The following is a 15458-nucleotide window of genomic DNA, read 5'->3' as shown; positions in this document are numbered from 1 at the left end:
TGGTGTAGAACCCTGGGCATGGGGAGTGAACGGCGGGAGCGGACGAAGGTACTCGGGGCGCGTCTTCGTGGGCTTCGTGCAGAGGCTGGCCTTACGGGTGCCGCGTTGGCGCAGAGGGCTGGGGTGGGACAGCCGACCGTTTCCAAGGTCGAGACCGGGCGCATGGTTCCGAGTGCCGATGTGCTTGACAGGCTCTCGCGTGCTCTCGGGCTCGACGAGCCGACTGCAGGTGAAGTCCGGGAGCTGCTGGCCGCGGTGGAAGCTGCGTCCGACTTTGACCAGCCGACGGGCGGCGCTACTCCGGCCGGCATGACGGTTGATGAGGAGGTTCGGTCCGCTCAACTGGTGCGTTCATTCCAGTGCGTCGTTCTTCCGGCCATGCTGCAGAGTGCGGAGTACGCCCGGCACGTCTTCGAGAGCGCGCCGGCTGTGATGCCTGGAGAAGTTGGCCGGGCTGTCGCTGCTCGCGTGGATCGGCAGAGCGTCCTGTACGAGCCGGGGCGGGAGTCGGTGTTCGTGCTGACGGAAGCTGTGCTGCGGACCTGGCCGGGGACTCCGGCCCTCATGCTCGCCCAGCTCGATCGGTTGCTGGTGGTCGAGAGTCTGAGCACGGTGCGGCTCGGAGTCATCCCCTGGCGTCGGCCGGTGCCGGTTCTGCCTCGTCACGGGTTCACGTTGTGCGACCGGCGGGCCGTCGTGGTGGAGAACTTCAGCGGTGAGCGCGTGTCCGACGATGCCGATGAAGTTGCCGCGTATGAGGAGACGTTCGGCCACTTCGAGCGGGCTGCGGTCTTCGGCGGTGAGGTGCGGGAGCTGCTGGTGCGGGTGATGAAGGAGTTCCGTGACTTGGGAGACGCCGTCACCCCTTAGAGGAATAATTCCTCATGATGCCTGGCTTGTTGGTCGCGCATGGGAATACTCTTCCCGCTGGGCTGTCTAGCCCCCTAGACATAGGTGAGGAGAGTCCCATGCGTTCCAAGTGGTGCCGTGCCTTCCCCGGGCTGCCTGAGGAAGTGGCGCATGCCCGTCACTTCATCGCTGCCTTGCTGCAAGAACAGGGGCCTGTCGACGACGCCGTACTGGTCGTGAGTGAGCTCGCGACCAACGCCGTGCGGCACACGTTGAGCGGCTCGGTCGGCGGCTGGTTCCTCGTGGTGATCGGCCTCGGTGACGATCTCGTGCGCATCGAGGTCGTCGACCAGGGCGGCGACCGCGTGCCGCACTTGTGTGACGCGACCGGTCAGGAAGAGGGCGGCCGCGGGTTGCAGATGATCGCCGCCTGCGCGAAGGACTGGGGCGTGAAGACCTGGCCCGAGGGTCGCTCGGTGTGGGCAGACCTCGCGCGGGAGGGCGTGTGACCGCCCTCATGGTGGCAACGCCTCATGGTCACCTCGCGGGCAGTGGCGGGTGAGTCCTCGGGGTGTTCCTCGGAGGCGGGCCAGGTTCTTCGTCGTAGGCGTTCGTACGGGACGGCGTCTCCCGCCCATTTCGTCTAGGGCCCTAGACTCCTGGTTACTGCTAGGAGGTGAGGTCATGTCGGACGAGCTGCAACGGATCATGGCGATTGACGATCCGTACCTGCTCCTGCGCGAGGTCACGACCCGGTTGGCCGATGCGCAGCAAGAGGTGACCGAGCTGGCCCGGCTTCGCCGGCGTGTGGTGCAGGACCTCCACGCGCAAGGGCTGTCGTACGCGCAGATCGCGGCGAAGGCCGGCCTGAGCCGCGGGCGCATTCACCAGATCCGGCACACCGGTCCGGCGCCGGAAGGCGCCTTCCTCGGACAGGGCGCGGTCACGGTGGCCACTCCGCTGCGGCGTGACGACGAGCGCGGGCGGACGGTCGTCGCTGTGGACGACGTCAGTTCCGGCAAGCGTCTGGAGGACCTGGCGCGGTCTTACGGGCTCGACGTCACCTCGGAACACGTGCCGGTGAGCGGTGAGATCGACCTCAACCGGGACGGCCTGGTCGTCGTCTGCGGGCCGCGCATGTCTCAGGAGATGTGGGAGACATACGGGCAGGATCCCGTACTGCGCTGGGAGCGCGCGGAAGACGGGCCCTGGACGGTGGTGGACCGACGCACCGGCACCGTGCACCGCTCGGGACAGGACAGCGATCCCGCACGGCCGTACGACGTCGGATACATCGGCAGACTGTCCCGCCCGGACGGCTCCGGCTCACTCCTCGCCATCGCCGGCATCCACACGCAAGGCTCCCTCGGCGTCGTGCAGCTGCTCGCCAATGACCTCAACACGTTGTGGGGGCAGGTGGGAGACCGCCGCTTCTCCACGCTGGTGGGTGTCGAGTACGACCCCGAGACCAGCGAACCGCAGTCCGTCGAGCTGCTCTGCCCTCTGTATCGGCACGACGAGGAGACCGAGGCGTGAGGATCGCCCTCGCGTCGCTCTCCGCTGACCCGGACAGTCGTAATGAGGACTTCGCCGCTGCTGCTCCCGGCGCGGCCGTCCTCCTCGACGGTGCCGGTGTTGCAGGTGCTGAGACCGGGTGCACGCATGGCGTCGCCTGGTTCTCCTCGACGCTGGGCGGCCTGCTGCTGCGCAGTATCACCGTGCAGCCGGCCCGGCCGCTCGCTGACTGTCTGGCCGACTCCATCGGCCTCGTCCGGGCCCTGCACGAGGACACTTGTGATCTGACCTACCGGGCCAGTCCCACCAGCACGGTCGTCGCCGTACGGTCCGGCGGGGGAGTGCTGGAGTACCTCGTCCTCGGTGACTCCTCACTCCTCCTCGCCGACAAGGGCGGGAGCGCGGACGTGGTCACCGACCGGCGCCTGGACGAGGTGGGCAAGCGGCTGCGCGGGCCGGTCGACGCTCTGCCCACCGGCTCGCCCGAGCACTCCGCTGCGCTCGCCGAGTACCGGGACGCCCTGACGGGTCTCCGTAATCGGCCGGGCGGCTTCTGGATCGCGGGCCCCGACCCGCGGGCGGCCGAACACGCCCTGACAGGGGCGGTGCCGCTGGAATCACTGGCATCCGTGACGTTGCTCAGCGACGGCGCGACCCGACTCGTTGACCGCTTCCAACTTGCCGACTGGCGGCAGACCCTGGCCGTCCTCGACTCCTCCGGGCCGGACGAGCTGATCCGCCGCGTGCGCGAAGCCGAGGCCGGCGACCCCGACGGCCGACGCTGGCCGCGCGGCAAGGCGCGGGACGACGCCACCGTCCTTCACTGGGTGCTGCCGTAGTTCGTCCGCGGACGCCAAGACACGCGCGTATACCCCCCTAGACAGTTGACGGGGCGTCGGTTTACGGTGGTCGTCAACCCCCCTAGACAGATGGGGTGGCTCTCCCTGGCGGTGTCTAGGGGGGTATTCAGTTCGCGCGGTGCCGGGTCGACTGGCGCCGCCAGACCAGTGAGGTTCAGAAATGCGTGTCATCCCCGTGAACACCTCGGACGCGACGCTCCTCGTCACCAAGCTGCCCGAGGTCAAGGTGAGGGACCGGCAGACCGGAGAGGTCGCGGTGGACCCGGTGACCAATCAGCGGCTCATGACGCTGGAGCTGGTGTTCATCGCGGCCGGCGGCTCGGACATGATCAAGGTCACCGTCCCCGAACAGGGCATCGGTGACGGCCTGGTGATGGGCGCACCGGTCTTCCTGTCGGGCCTGGTGGCCCGGCCCTGGGAGAGCGAGTTCGGCGGGCGGGCCCGGCACGGCATCGCCTACCGGGCCGACGCCGTCATGGTCAACGCCGCCGCACCGGCTCAGGGCTGACGGCCATGGCTGACATCGTCCGCGTGCTGTTACCGGTCCTGCTGGTCGTGGCCGCGCTACTCGTACTTCGCCGTCGGCTACCGGTCCTGTTTTGGTGGCTCGTCGGGTACCCGGCCGTCGCGCTGCGGGTGCTCACCTCGTACCGGGCGACGATGGATGCGTGCGGCCTGACGGTCCCGGCCTCGGCGGTGCGCCGGGCCACGGCCAGGGTGGTGGGGTGGCAGGCGGCTCCCGTACCGCCGCGTCACTCGCTGCCGTGGCCGACCGGATCCGGTCTCGTGATGAGGCTGCGTCTGGCGGCCGGGCAGGCGCCCGAGGACTTCACCGCCTCGGCCGACCGGCTGCGGCACGCCTGGGGCGCTCATGCCGTGCACGTCCGCTCCACCAAGCCGGGACGCCTCGAACTGCGCCTGGTCGGCTGGGACGTACTCGCCGAGGTCCGTCCCGCCCGGCGTCGACAGACGGACGGCCCGCTTCGCCTGCCTCTCGCGCTGCGGGAGGACGGGGCATGGCACGTCCGGGACTTCCGCACCGTGCCGCACGAACTCATTCTCGGAGCCACACAGTCCGGCAAGTCCGTCTATCTGCGCAACCTGCTGTGCGGCCTGGCCCGGCAACGGGTCGTGCTCGTCGGTATCGACTGCAAGTGGGGTGTCGAACTGGCGCCGTTCGCACCGCGGTTGTCCGCCCTCGCCGACCAGCCGGACCGGGCCAACGATCTCCTCGATGTCCTGCTGGAGGAGATGGAGGCGCGGTTCCGCCTGATCGGGCTCTCGAGCGTGGCCGGTCCGGACTCCGTGCTCACCTCGGATGTGTGGGGGCTGCCGGAAGCCGTACGGCCGGTGCCGGTCGTGGTCGTCGTCGACGAAGTGGCAGAACTCTTCCTCGCCGCGAGCAAGGACGACGAGAAGCGGCGGGACGCCATGGTCACCAAGCTCATCCGCCTCGCCCAGCTCGGCCGCGCGGCCGGCATCTACCTGGAGGTGTGCGGCCAGCGCTTCGGCTCCGAACTCGGCAAGGGGGCAACGATGCTCCGTGCTCAGTTGACCGGCCGGATCTGCCACCGCGTCAACGACGAGTCCTCGGCCAATATGGCGCTGGCCGACGTTTCCCCCGAAGCGGCCCTGGCAGCGACCTCGATCCCGGCCGAGCGGCCCGGCGTCGCCGTCGTCGGTGACTCCTCCGGCGGCTGGTCCCGCGTCCGCTCACCGCACCTGACCCTCGACGACGCTGCGGCCGTCTGCCGTGACACCGCCGCCCTGGTGCCGAAACTGCCCCGGCTCGAATCCTTCCGGCCCGTCGTCGCCATCAAGGCGGCCAAGGCTCCCTCGCCCTCGGCTACGGCTCCAGTCGCCGGCCCGGTGACCGAGTAGGCGCGCTCCCCTCTCCCACGGTCGGCGTGACCGCCTCGCGCCTTGTCCCTACCCCTCCCATGCCCGAAACCGGAAGGAGACCGAGCCGATGCGTGCTCACCTGGCTCGCGTGGACGCCGTGATCGTTCAGGCCGTCATCGCCGGTGCCCTGTCCTTCTCCCACCTGCACGACCTCGCTGCGGCGGCCGGACAGAGCGGCTGGAAGGCATGGGCCTACCCCGTGAGTGTCGACCTGCTCCTGGTCGCCGCCTGGCGCCGGATGCGTCAGTCGCAGCAAGCGGGACAGGCGGCCGGTGGTCCGCGGCTGTGGTTCCTGATCGCCCTGGCCGCCTCCCTTGGCGCCAACGTCGCCACGGCCGGACTCCTCGACCTGGACGACGTGCCGGCCTGGCTCCGCGTCACGGTTGCGGGTTGGCCCGCCGTCGCCTTCTTCGGCGGAACTCTCCTGGCCCACGCACCCCACGTTCGCGAAGGGGCGGGGGAGCCAACCGCATTGACCACAAACGCGGAACCGGAGCCGCACCCGGCCCCGCCGACCGCCGCTGAGGTGACCGACCGGGATGCGCTCCCTGCGCCGCTCACCGATCCAGATCCCGCCGAACCGGTAGCCGCTCCCGCTCCGGTGTCTGTCCCCGCTGTGGCCCTTCCGCCCGCCCTCGTCGACCGGGTCCGGGCCCTTGCCGACGAACACCGCTCGACCACCGGCCGCCCCGCTGATCCCGACGCCGTACGTGCCCGGCTCGGCTTGCCTCCGTCCATGACCGCATCAGTCGCCGCTCACCTCTGAGAGAGGAGCACCACCAATGAACCCGCGCTTCCGCAACGTCCGCCGCATCGGCCCGGTCAACGTCGCCTCGTACATCGACCGCGGCCGTAACCGCCACCTGGCGGCCTGCACCGCGCCCCGCTGCGACTTCTCCGCCGAGTACGACAGCCGCGCCGCCGCCGAACTCGCCGCCCGTACCCACCGCTGCTCGGCCTGACAGGAGACCACCGCCATGGACGTTCCGCTCTGGCTCGCCCTGCTCGTCGTCGGGGTCCTCGGCGTCAAGCTCATCCGCCCGCCCTGGTGGCTGATCGCCGCACTGCTCCTGGGCGGCTACCTCCTCGCTGACAGCGTGCTGGCCCCCGTCATCGACTCCACCGTCAAGTAACCGCGAAGGGAGACCGCTCGTGTTCCAGCCGAAGATCCCGCCCATGCCCCAGCCGACCGGCCCGGTTGCCCCGCCCGCCGTCGTCGAGCCGACCACCGTCACCCCTGCCGCCTCGACCCCGCCGCCGGCCCCCGTGCCCGCCGCGCCGTCACGCCCGGCTGTCCAGCTGACCCCTGGCACCGCGCTCGCCCTCGTCGGCGGCGGTACCGCCGTGGTCCTGGTCGTCGGCGCGGTCCTGGTCTCCATGCTCCTTGCCGTCGCCATCACGGCTGCGTCCGTGGCCGTGTGCGCCGTCGTCCTCCGCTCTCTTCTGCATCGCCGCTGACTTCGTCGCGTCCCGCCCGACCGGCTTGCCTGCACTGTCTAGCCCCCTCGACAGGCCGGGTGTGGCCAGCTTCCGATCCTCGACCTCTCTGCCAGGAGGAAACCGCACATGCACTCCACGGCTCCGGCCGGAGCCATCCGCCAACTGGCATCCCTCGCCCGGCACGGTGACCTCAGCGCCTACGCCCGACAGATCCAGCGCCTCGGCGGCTGCGAGCGGCCCGTACGGATGGAGGGCCACCGGCTCGACGTCCACGCCGCCACGGGAGAGATCGTTCGTGACGTCGTCGACCGCGACCTTCCGGCCGGACAACTCCTCATCCGCTGCAACAACCGCCGGGCCACCCGGTGCGCCACCTGCGCCGAGGTGTACCGCAAAGACACCTTCCACCTCGTCACGGCCGGCCTGAGCGGCGGCAAGGGCATCGGGCCGTCGGTCGCCCAACACCCGCGCGTCTTCGCCACCTTCACCGCCCCGTCCTTCGGCCCCGTCCACAACCGCCCAGGCGGCGGCCGGTGCCGCTGCGGACGCCTCCACCCGGACGACGACCCCGCCCTCGGCACGCCCCTGGACCCGGACCGATACGACTACCGCGCGGCCGTCCTATGGAACGCTCACGCGGGGAAGCTCTGGGGCCGCTTCACCACCTACCTGCGCCAGCACCTCGCCTCCCGCGCGGGCCTCAGCCGTTCGGCGCTGCGTCACTGCCTCAAGGTCTCCTACGCCAAGGTCGCCGAGTACCAGCGGCGCGGCGCCGTCCACTTCCACGCCGTCATCCGCCTCGACGGCCCGGACGGCGCCGAGGACGCCCCGCCGGCCTGGGCCACGACCGAACTCCTCACCGACGCGATCCGCTCAGCGGCCCGGCTCGCCGAGACTCCCGGCCCGGTCCTCGACGGACGCGCGTACACCTTCCGCTTCGGCGACCAGCTCGACACCCGCCCCATCCGCTCGGCCGACTTCGCAGGCAGCTCGGAACTGTCCAGCCGCGCCGTGGCCGCCTACATCGCCAAGTACGCCACCAAGGGAGCCGAGACCGCGGGCACCCTCGACCGGCCCATCCGCAACCCGATTACCGACCTGATCGGCTCCGGCGTCACCGACCACGCCCGACGCATGATCCTCACCTGCTGGCACCTCGGCGCGCTGCCCGAACTCGAAGACCTGCGCTTGCGCAAGTGGGCCCACATGCTCGGCTTCCGCGGCCACTTCTCCACCAAGTCCCGCGCCTACTCCGTCACCCTCGGCGCCCTCCGCCAGGAACGCGCCGACCACAACGAAGCTCTCACCCGCGAACGCGCAGCCGAAGCCGGTCACCCGCTGCCCGACCCGGACACCGTCCTCGTCCTCTCGCACTGGCGCTTCGCCGGCACGGGACTGACCGCCGCAGAGACCTGGCTCGCCGCCTCTCGCCAACCCTCTCCCGGTACGGAAGGAGAACCGACCCATGCGTGATGACGAGCTGCTGACGGTGCCCGAGGTGATGGCACGGCTGAAGGTCGGTCGCTCCACGGTCTACGACCTGATCCGGTCCCGTCGCATGCCCTCGATCACCATCGGCCGGTGCCGCCGCATTCCGGCGCGGGCCGTCCGCGAGTACATCACCAACGAACTGGAGGCGGCGGCCTGATGGCCCAGCAACGCAAGCGGAACCCCAACGGCGCCGGCACCATCACCAAGCGCAAGGACGGCCGTTTCCAGTGCGCGGTGTACGTCCTCCAGCCGGACGGCACCCGCGCCCGCAAGTTCGCGTACGGCAAGACCTGGGCCGAGTGCGACGCCAAGCGTCGGGAACTGCTCGACAAGGTCGACCAGGGCGTGCCCGTGCCGACCCGGTCGGCCAGGCTCGCAGAGTGGCTGCCGTACTGGCTGGACAACGTCATCAAGCCCCGGCGCAAGCTCAGCACGTACGACAAGTACGAAGCGCACGTTCGGCTCTACCTGGTGCCGCTCCTCGGCGCCAAGCGGCTCGAATCCCTCGGCGTCGCCGACGTACGCCGCTTCCTCGTCCGCCTGGAGGAGAAGACCACGGCGGCGACGGCCAAGGAGGCACACCGTGTGCTGCGGTCGGCGCTGTCCTCCGCCTGCCGCGAGGAAATGATCACGCGTAACGTCGCCAAGCTTGTCGAACCTCCTCGTACCGACAACCGTGAGTTGAAGCCCTGGACCCTGGACGAGACGCTCGACTTCCTGGCAGCCTCGCGTGAAGACCCTCTCTATGCGGCCTTTGTGCTGGCCATCGCCATGGGCCTTCGGCGGGGAGAAATCGTCGGGCTGCGCTGGTCGGACGTCGACCTCGACGGCCGCGTCCTGTACGTCCGCCAGCAGATGCAGCGTCGCCGTGGCGTCCTGTACGACGACGATCCCAAGAGCCGTCGTCGCCGTGCTATCCCGCTGCCCGCGCTCTGCATCGCGCCCCTGCGCTGGCACCGCATGCGGCAGGCGGCGGCTCGTGCGAAAGCGGGGGAGACCTGGCAGGAGTCCGCCTACGTCTTCACCACCCGCACCGGTCGCCCGGTCGAGCCGCGGAACCTCTACCGCTCCTTCACCCGCGTCGCCCAGTCCGCCGGCCTCCGCGTGATCCGCCTGCACGATGCCCGGCACGGCACGGCCACACTTCTCACGGCGGCCGGGGTCGCACCCCGTGTCGTGATGGAGATCCTGGGCCACTCGCAGATCAGCATCACCATGGACGTGTACACGCACGTCGTGCAGGACACCCAGCGCGAGGCCATGAGCCACATGGATCGGCTGCTGCGGAGGCGTCCCGGTCGTCAGTGACCGCCCTCGTTGATGTCAGAAGTGGATGTCAAAGGCCCCGGACCATGATCGGTCCGGGGCCTTTGCGCTGGTGCCCCCGGCAGGATTCGAACCTGCGACACCCGCTTTAGGAGAGCGGTGCTCTATCCCCTGAGCTACGAAGGCGGGGGCTTGTGGGAGGCCTTGGTGAAGGTCCATCGGGTGGATCTTCGGCCCAGGTGTACAAGCCCGCTGGTCAGTGGGGGTCTGCTCGTGGCTGCTCCGGAATCCCGGGCGGACACGTCGCGCGACCTGGCCGCTGACGTGAACAGCGTAGCGGATAGGGGCGGAGTGGTGGTGAGGAGTGTGGGGCGGTGCCGCCGTGAGGGGGTGACCTGCGGCAGCGGGGACGCAGACCCGGTACGGGTGGGCGCGGGCGTCAGCCCTGGGAGGTTCGGGTGACTTCGACGCGGTGGGTCGGGAGGACCTTGACGCGGATGCCCTTGCGGCGGTCGACGAAGCTCTGGCCGGGGGTGAAGGTGGCGTCGGAGAGTTCCGCGTGGACGTTGGGGGCGCGGGTGCAGCCGCCGCTGTCGCGGGTGGAGTCGTAGACGGTGATCGGGCCCATGCCGGTGTCGACGTCGGCGTCGACGCGGTAGATGAGGACGCCGGGGCGGCACACCGCCTCGTCGTTGCCGGCGCGGGTGCGCAGTTCGACGGCGTAGCCGGAGTGGGCGTTCAGGGGGATGAAGACGAGTTTGGGGCCGCCGGCCCGGGCGAGGGGCGTGAGGGGGTACTCCCTCGTGCCCTTGCCGGTGGCACAGCCGACCTGGGACGCGTCCAGCCAGCCCAGTTTCCACTTGTGCCAGGCGAGGAGGTCGTTGTTGGCGCCCCAGTCCTCGCTCATGATGTCCCAGTGGCCGACCGCGCCGCCGCCCTCGGCGGTGTAGAGGTCGGGCAGGCCGAAGACGTGGCCGTTCTCGTGCGGCAGGACGCGGTAGCCGGTGCGGTCGTAGGAGCCGGAGCCGTCGTCCTGGCGGGAGTAGACGAAGGACGCGTTGGCCACGGCTACGCCGTCCGCGCTCGGGGCCTCCTTGTTGCCGGCGAAGGTGACGGAGAGGACGGTGTCGAGGGCGGCCGGGCCCGCGTTGGGAGTCACCAGGATGTTCAGCAGGTCGTACGACTGGAAGTCCACGTCGGGATCTGCCTCGGCCACGATGTCGTGGACCAGTTCGCGGTAGCCGGGGTCGAAGGGGGCGCCGCGCTCTATGCCGTACGCGCGGAAGGACTTGGGCATGCGGAGCCAGTCGGGGACGGGGAGTTCGGGGCGGTAGTCGAGGCGCCCGTAGGAGCTGGTGGTGAACCACTCGCGGGTCTGGGGGAAGAACTCCCGGTAGCGGTCGAGGGCGTCGCCGTCGCCGGGGGCGTCCGAGAAGTCGATCATCAGGGTGAGGGCGCGGACCGTGCCGGTGGAGCGGGTGTAGCCGGGCGTCGTGGGGATGCCCTCGGACATCTGGACCTCGCCGTCGCCGGTGATCATGCAGGGGCCGTGCGCGGAGGTGCGGGACAGGGCGCTGGGGCCGGCGCCGGCGGTGGAGGTGCCGGGGGAGAGGTGGCCGTTCCCGGCGGAGGTGCAGACCGCGAGGGTCAGGGCGGCCACGGATGCCAGTGCGGCCAGTCGGCGCGGGGATATCCGGCGTCGGCGCGGCTGCGGCTGCATGCGGGGACCTCCGCTCCACACGGCAGCCGCCGGTCTCCGACTGCACCCTCTCGATCACCCTCCGCCGCGGGGTGTGGCGGCGCTCGCTGGGAGGGCCGATCGTGGGCCCTCGCGGGAGGAATGCGTGGGGCCCTCGTCCGAGGGGAGATGTGGGGCCCTCGTCCGGCGGGAGATGTGGGGCCCTCGCCTGAGGGAGACGTGAGGCCCCTACCCGAGAGAGACGTGAGCCCCTCACCCGAGGGAGACGTGAGCCCCTCGCCCGACCAAGGTGTGGGGTGGGTCACATGAAAAGAGTTCGGGAGCGGGAAATAACCGGGGATCGTTTCCCCGTTTAGACCTGTGTCCGTGCGAAACGGGGACTCCTTCCCCGGATCACCTGCACGGCACAGGACTCACAGGAACCACGAAACGACGACGCGAGGAGTGCACCGTGCAGACCGCCACCCCCGTACCGCGCAAGGCGCCCCGGCCCCGCGCCGACGCCCTGCGTAACCGGGAGCGGATCGTCACCGCGGCCCGGGAGATGTTCGTCGAGTTCGGGCCCGATGTGCCGCTCGACGAGGTCGCCCGCCGGGCGGGTGTCGGCAATGCGACGGTGTACCGCAACTTCCCCGACCGCGACGCGCTGGTTCGCGAGGTCGTCTGCTCCGTGATGGACCGTACGGTGCGGGCGGCCGAGCAGGCGCTCAGTGAGACGGGGGACGCCTTCGAGGCACTCGAGCGCTTCGCGCACACGGCCGCCGACGAGCGGATCAGCGCGCTGTGCCCGATGGTCTCCAGCACCTTCGACCAGCACCACCCCGACCTGGAGGACGCGCGCCGGCGCGCCGAGAGCCTCGTCGCACAGCTGATGGACCGCGCCAAGGCGGCCGGTCAGCTCCGTGCCGACGTGGAGTACGGCGATCTGATGGTGGGCGTCGCCCAGCTGAGCCGGCCCCCGGCCGGTACCGGCTGCGGCAACGCCGACCGTTTCCTCCACCGCCTTCTGCAGCTGTTCCTGGACGGGATGCGGGCTCCGTCCCCTGCCGTCCTGCCGGGTACGGCCGTGACCGTGGAGGATCTGCGCTGCTGAGCGATCTCTGACGCGAGCACCATCCCGTTCCAGCGGCCGTCCCTAGGGCGAGCCGTTCCCTGACGACACCGTTTTTTCTCTTTATTCATCACAATTTCCGTCACGAACTTCCGAAGTGGGTACCCCCATGTCTGAAACAGCCTCAGCGGCCGGAAAGGCCTTGAGTGCGCGGAGCGCCCCGGACGCCAACCGCTGGAAAGCGCTCGTCTTCATCGCGCTCGCCCAGCTGATGGTCGTCCTGGACGCCACCATCGTGAACATCGCCCTGCCCTCCGCCCAGACGGACCTGGGCATCTCGGACGGCAACCGCCAGTGGGTGGTCACCGCCTACGCCCTCGCCTTCGGCGGACTGCTGCTGTTCGGCGGCCGGATCGCCGACCTGTGGGGCCGCAAGCGGGCCTTCGTGCTCGGTCTCGGCGGCTTCGCGCTGGCCTCGGCGCTCGGCGGCGCGGCCACCAACGAGGCCATGATGTTCGGCGCCCGCGCGCTGCAGGGCGTGTTCGGCGCGCTGCTCGCGCCCGCCGCGCTGTCCCTGCTGGCGGTGATGTTCACCGACGGCAAGGAGCGCGCCAAGGCGTTCGGCATCTACGGTGCGATCGCCGGTGGCGGTGGCGCCGTGGGCCTGATCCTCGGCGGATTCCTCACCGAGTACCTGAACTGGCGCTGGACGTTCTTCGTGAACATCCCGTTCGCCGTCGTCGCCGCGGCCGGCGCGTACTTCGTCATCCGGGAGCCGGGTGGCGGCCGCAACCGCTCGCCGCTCGACATCCCTGGCGTGGTGCTGTCCACCCTGGGCCTGGTCGCGCTGGTCTACGGCTTCACCCGCGCGGAGTCCGAGGGCTGGAGCGACTCCGTCACGGTCGCCATGTTCGTCGCGTCCGCCGTGCTGCTCGCCGCGTTCGTGGCGGTCGAGGCCAGGGTCAAGGCGCCGCTGCTGCCGCTGCGCGTGATCACCGAGCGCAACCGCGGCGGGGTGTACCTGTCGCTGGGTCTGGCGATCATCGCGATGTTCGGCCTGTTCCTCTTCCTGACGTACTACCTGCAGGTCGTGAAGGGGTACACGCCGGTCAGGACCGGCTTCGCCTTCCTGCCGATGGTCGCGGGCATGATCACGGGTTCGACGCAGATCGGCACCCGGCTGATGACCCGGGTCGCGCCCCGGCTGCTGATGGGCCCCGGCTTCCTGGTCGCCGCGGTCGGCATGCTCTTCCTGACCCAGATGGAGATCGACTCCTCGTACGCGGCCGTCCTGCTGCCCGGCATGCTGCTGCTCGGCCTCGGCATGGGCACGGCGTTCATGCCGGCCATGTCGCTGGCCACGCTGGGCGTCGAGCCGCGTGACTCCGGTGTCGCCTCGGCGATGGTCAACACCTCGCAGCAGGTGGGCGGCGCCATCGGTACGGCCCTGCTGAACACCATCGCCGCCTCCGCCACCACGTCCTACATCACCGACCACATCGGCGGCGCCGCGAGCCGGTCCCAGCAGCAGCTGGTGCAGCTCCAGGGACAGGTGCAGGGGTACACGAGCGCGATCTGGTTCGCCGTCGGGATCCTGGTGCTGGCCGCGGTCATCGCCCTGACCCTGATCAACGCGGGCCGGCCGGGCGGCACCGCGGTCGCCGGGTCCGCCGGCCGGGACGCCGAGAACGCCGGGGAGGAGCTGGCGGTGCCGGTCGTCGCGCACTGACGGACGGCCGCACACCACTCTCCCTCACCGCTTCGGAAGGCCATCCGTACGGGCGAGGAGGGGACGCCTCGCCCGTACGGCTCCCCGGACCTGCCCCGGCCCCGCCTCGTCGGCGGGCCGGGGCAGGTCCGTTTCCACCTCTGGGGCGGGCCGCCGTCTACGGTGCCGGTGCCGCGGCCCCGCGCCGCGTCGACGTCAGCGGAGCCAGGGCAGGTCCGCGCCCGCTCCGCTCGGCTGCAGTCCCTCGGCGATGATCCGCATGATCTCGCCGAGGGCCTTCTGCTGCTGGGGGGTCAGCCGGTCGAAGACCGCCTGGCGCACGGCGTCCACATGGCCGGGCGCGTGCCGGCGCAGCCACTGCTCACCCTCGTCGGTCAGGACGGCGAACTGGCCGCGCTTGTCGGAGGGACAGTCCTCACGACGCACCCAGCCGCTCTTCTCCAGGCGGGCCACGGCGTGCGAGAGCCGGGAGCGGGTGATCTTCGCGGACATCGCCAGCTCGGTCATCCGCAGCCGGTTGTCCGGGGCCTCGGCGAGTTTCACCAGCAGGCCGTAGTAGACGTGCGGCATGCCCGCGTCGCGCTGGAGCTGACGGTCGAGGTGGTCTTCCAGGAGGGTGGCGGCCTCGATGTACGAGCGCCAGACGCGCTGCTCCTCGTCGGTGAGCCAGCGGGGTTCCTCGGCGGATGCCGCCGATGCTGCGGGTGCCGTGTTCATGCCTCCACTGTACGGCCGCTCTCCTTGAATGTTAAACAAGTTCGGCGTACAGTCGGTTGTGTCAATTGAGAGTTCAAGTAATAAGCACGACACCGCCCGTGAAGGGAGCCGCTGTCATGACCGCCGCCACCCAGGACCGCATGCCCGCTCTCTACCTCAGCCACGGAGCGCCGCCGCTGGCCGACGACCCGGTCTGGCCCGGCGAGCTGGCCGCGTGGTCGGCCGGGCTGCCCCGCCCGAAGGCGATCCTCGTCGTCTCCGCCCACTGGGAGGAGGCCCCGCTCGCCCTCGGCGCCACCGAGACCGTGCCCCTCGTCTACGACTTCTGGGGCTTCCCCGCGCACTACTACCAGGTCAAGTACGGAGCCCCCGGCGCCCCCGCGCTCGCCGAGTCGGTGCGCAAGCTGCTGCGCGCCCCCGGCATGCCCGTGCAGGACGTCCCCGACCGGGGCCTGGACCACGGCGCCTACGTCCCGCTGGTCGAGATGTTCCCCGGCGCCGACATCCCGGTGCTCCAGGTCTCCATGCCGACGCTGGACCCGGTGAAGCTGATGGAGATCGGCCGCAGGCTCGCGCCGCTGCGTGACGAGGGCGTGCTGATCATCGGCTCCGGGTTCTTCACCCACAACCTGGCCGCGCTGCGCCAGGGCGGCATCCCCGCCTGGTCGACGGAGTTCGACGCCTGGGGCCGGGAGGCTCTGGAGGCGCGGGACGTGGACGCGCTGCTGGACTTCACCCGCAAGTCCCCGGCGGGCCTGCTCGCCCACCCGCGCACCGAGCACTTCGCCCCGCTCTTCGTGACCATGGGCGCCGCGGACGCCGCGGGGGAGCTCGGGGAACAGAAGTCCGTGATCGACGGGTTCTGGATGGGGCTGGCCAAGCGCTCGGTGCAGTTCGGCTGAGCCCGCCGGCCGGCGGGCCGGGTGGGCCGTGCGAGCC

At 70.5% G+C, this 15458-nt stretch carries 18 protein-coding genes and 1 tRNA gene; 16 read left to right on the top strand and 3 right to left on the bottom strand.

Annotation, left to right across the window (positions count from 1 at the left end):
* Positions 1-18 precede the first annotated feature (18 nt).
* The 13 genes from CNQ36_RS14830 to CNQ36_RS14770 all read left to right on the top strand — a co-directional run bounded on the left by CNQ36_RS14830 (position 19) and on the right by CNQ36_RS14770 (position 9365).
* Positions 19-870, top strand: coding sequence for a helix-turn-helix domain-containing protein (locus CNQ36_RS14830; protein ID WP_121546361.1), 852 nt, complete (start codon positions 19-21; stop codon positions 868-870).
* Positions 871-968: 98 nt separating this feature from the next.
* Positions 969-1358, top strand: coding sequence for an ATP-binding protein (locus tag CNQ36_RS14825; protein ID WP_121546360.1), 390 nt, complete (start codon positions 969-971; stop codon positions 1356-1358).
* Positions 1359-1533: 175 nt separating this feature from the next.
* Positions 1534-2385, top strand: a complete 852-nt coding sequence (locus tag CNQ36_RS14820) for a sigma factor-like helix-turn-helix DNA-binding protein (protein ID WP_121546359.1) — start codon at positions 1534-1536, stop codon at positions 2383-2385.
* A complete protein-coding gene (locus CNQ36_RS14815) occupies positions 2382-3203 on the top strand; it encodes a protein phosphatase 2C domain-containing protein (protein ID WP_121546358.1) in 822 nt (273 codons plus the stop codon). The genes CNQ36_RS14820 and CNQ36_RS14815 overlap by 4 nt, the downstream gene beginning before the upstream one ends.
* 181 nt (positions 3204-3384) lie before the next feature.
* The gene (locus tag CNQ36_RS14810) at positions 3385-3732 is read left to right on the top strand and encodes an SCO3933 family regulatory protein (protein WP_121546357.1); all 348 of its coding nucleotides are present in this window, start codon (positions 3385-3387) and stop codon (positions 3730-3732) included.
* Positions 3733-3737: 5 nt separating this feature from the next.
* Positions 3738-5105 (top strand): FtsK/SpoIIIE domain-containing protein, encoded by a 1368-nt coding sequence (locus CNQ36_RS14805; RefSeq protein WP_121546356.1) that lies wholly within the window; start codon positions 3738-3740, stop codon positions 5103-5105.
* Between the two features lie 88 nt (positions 5106-5193).
* Entirely contained in the window at positions 5194-5892 is a 699-nt protein-coding gene (locus CNQ36_RS14800; protein ID WP_121546355.1) for a DUF2637 domain-containing protein, read from the top strand.
* A gap of 16 nt (positions 5893-5908) precedes the next feature.
* Positions 5909-6088 carry a mobile element transfer protein gene (locus CNQ36_RS14795; protein WP_037930767.1) on the top strand — a complete coding sequence of 60 codons (180 nt, stop codon included), beginning with the start codon at positions 5909-5911 and terminating at the stop codon, positions 6086-6088.
* A gap of 15 nt (positions 6089-6103) precedes the next feature.
* A complete protein-coding gene (locus CNQ36_RS14790) occupies positions 6104-6259 on the top strand; it encodes a hypothetical protein (RefSeq protein WP_121546354.1) in 156 nt (51 codons plus the stop codon).
* 19 nt (positions 6260-6278) lie between these two features.
* A complete protein-coding gene (locus CNQ36_RS14785) occupies positions 6279-6584 on the top strand; it encodes a SpdD-like protein (protein WP_121546353.1) in 306 nt (101 codons plus the stop codon).
* A gap of 108 nt (positions 6585-6692) precedes the next feature.
* Complete coding sequence (locus tag CNQ36_RS14780; protein ID WP_121546352.1) at positions 6693-8039, top strand: replication initiator; 1347 nt, start codon at positions 6693-6695, stop codon at positions 8037-8039.
* On the top strand, positions 8032-8214 hold the full coding sequence (locus CNQ36_RS14775) for a helix-turn-helix domain-containing protein (protein ID WP_121546351.1): 183 nt from the start codon (positions 8032-8034) through the stop codon (positions 8212-8214). The genes CNQ36_RS14780 and CNQ36_RS14775 overlap by 8 nt, the downstream gene beginning before the upstream one ends.
* On the top strand, positions 8214-9365 hold the full coding sequence (locus CNQ36_RS14770) for a tyrosine-type recombinase/integrase (RefSeq protein ID WP_121546350.1): 1152 nt from the start codon (positions 8214-8216) through the stop codon (positions 9363-9365). Before CNQ36_RS14775 ends, CNQ36_RS14770 begins: the two co-directional genes overlap by 1 nt.
* 68 nt (positions 9366-9433) lie before the next feature.
* Here the strand turns inward: CNQ36_RS14770 and CNQ36_RS14765 are convergent.
* Together CNQ36_RS14765 and CNQ36_RS14760 are read right to left on the bottom strand one after the other, a co-directional pair.
* Positions 9434-9509, bottom strand: a tRNA-Arg gene (locus tag CNQ36_RS14765).
* Between the two features lie 253 nt (positions 9510-9762).
* Complete coding sequence (locus CNQ36_RS14760) at positions 9763-11043, bottom strand: M6 family metalloprotease domain-containing protein (RefSeq protein ID WP_121546349.1); 1281 nt, start codon at positions 11041-11043, stop codon at positions 9763-9765.
* Positions 11044-11473: 430 nt separating this feature from the next.
* Here CNQ36_RS14760 and CNQ36_RS14755 point away from each other — a divergent pair, with 430 nt between their 5' ends.
* Both CNQ36_RS14755 and CNQ36_RS14750 read left to right on the top strand, forming a co-directional pair.
* A complete protein-coding gene (locus CNQ36_RS14755) occupies positions 11474-12115 on the top strand; it encodes a TetR/AcrR family transcriptional regulator (RefSeq protein WP_121546348.1) in 642 nt (213 codons plus the stop codon).
* A gap of 127 nt (positions 12116-12242) precedes the next feature.
* Positions 12243-13802: an MFS transporter gene (locus tag CNQ36_RS14750; RefSeq protein WP_121546347.1), complete on the top strand. Its 1560-nt coding sequence runs from the start codon at positions 12243-12245 to the stop codon at positions 13800-13802.
* A gap of 195 nt (positions 13803-13997) precedes the next feature.
* Here the strand turns inward: CNQ36_RS14750 and CNQ36_RS14745 are convergent, their stop codons facing one another.
* Entirely contained in the window at positions 13998-14519 is a 522-nt protein-coding gene (locus CNQ36_RS14745) for a MarR family winged helix-turn-helix transcriptional regulator (protein ID WP_004930250.1), read from the bottom strand.
* A gap of 140 nt (positions 14520-14659) precedes the next feature.
* Between CNQ36_RS14745 and CNQ36_RS14740 the strand changes: the two genes are divergently transcribed.
* Positions 14660-15421 (top strand): dioxygenase family protein, encoded by a 762-nt coding sequence (locus CNQ36_RS14740; RefSeq protein WP_004930252.1) that lies wholly within the window; start codon positions 14660-14662, stop codon positions 15419-15421.
* The last annotated feature ends 37 nt before the right edge of the window (positions 15422-15458 follow it).

This window comes from Streptomyces fungicidicus, from assembly GCF_003665435.1.
In the GTDB taxonomy this organism is placed as follows: Bacteria; Actinomycetota; Actinomycetes; order Streptomycetales; family Streptomycetaceae; genus Streptomyces; species Streptomyces fungicidicus.
This window is presented reverse-complemented; position numbering and strand designations above follow the sequence as displayed.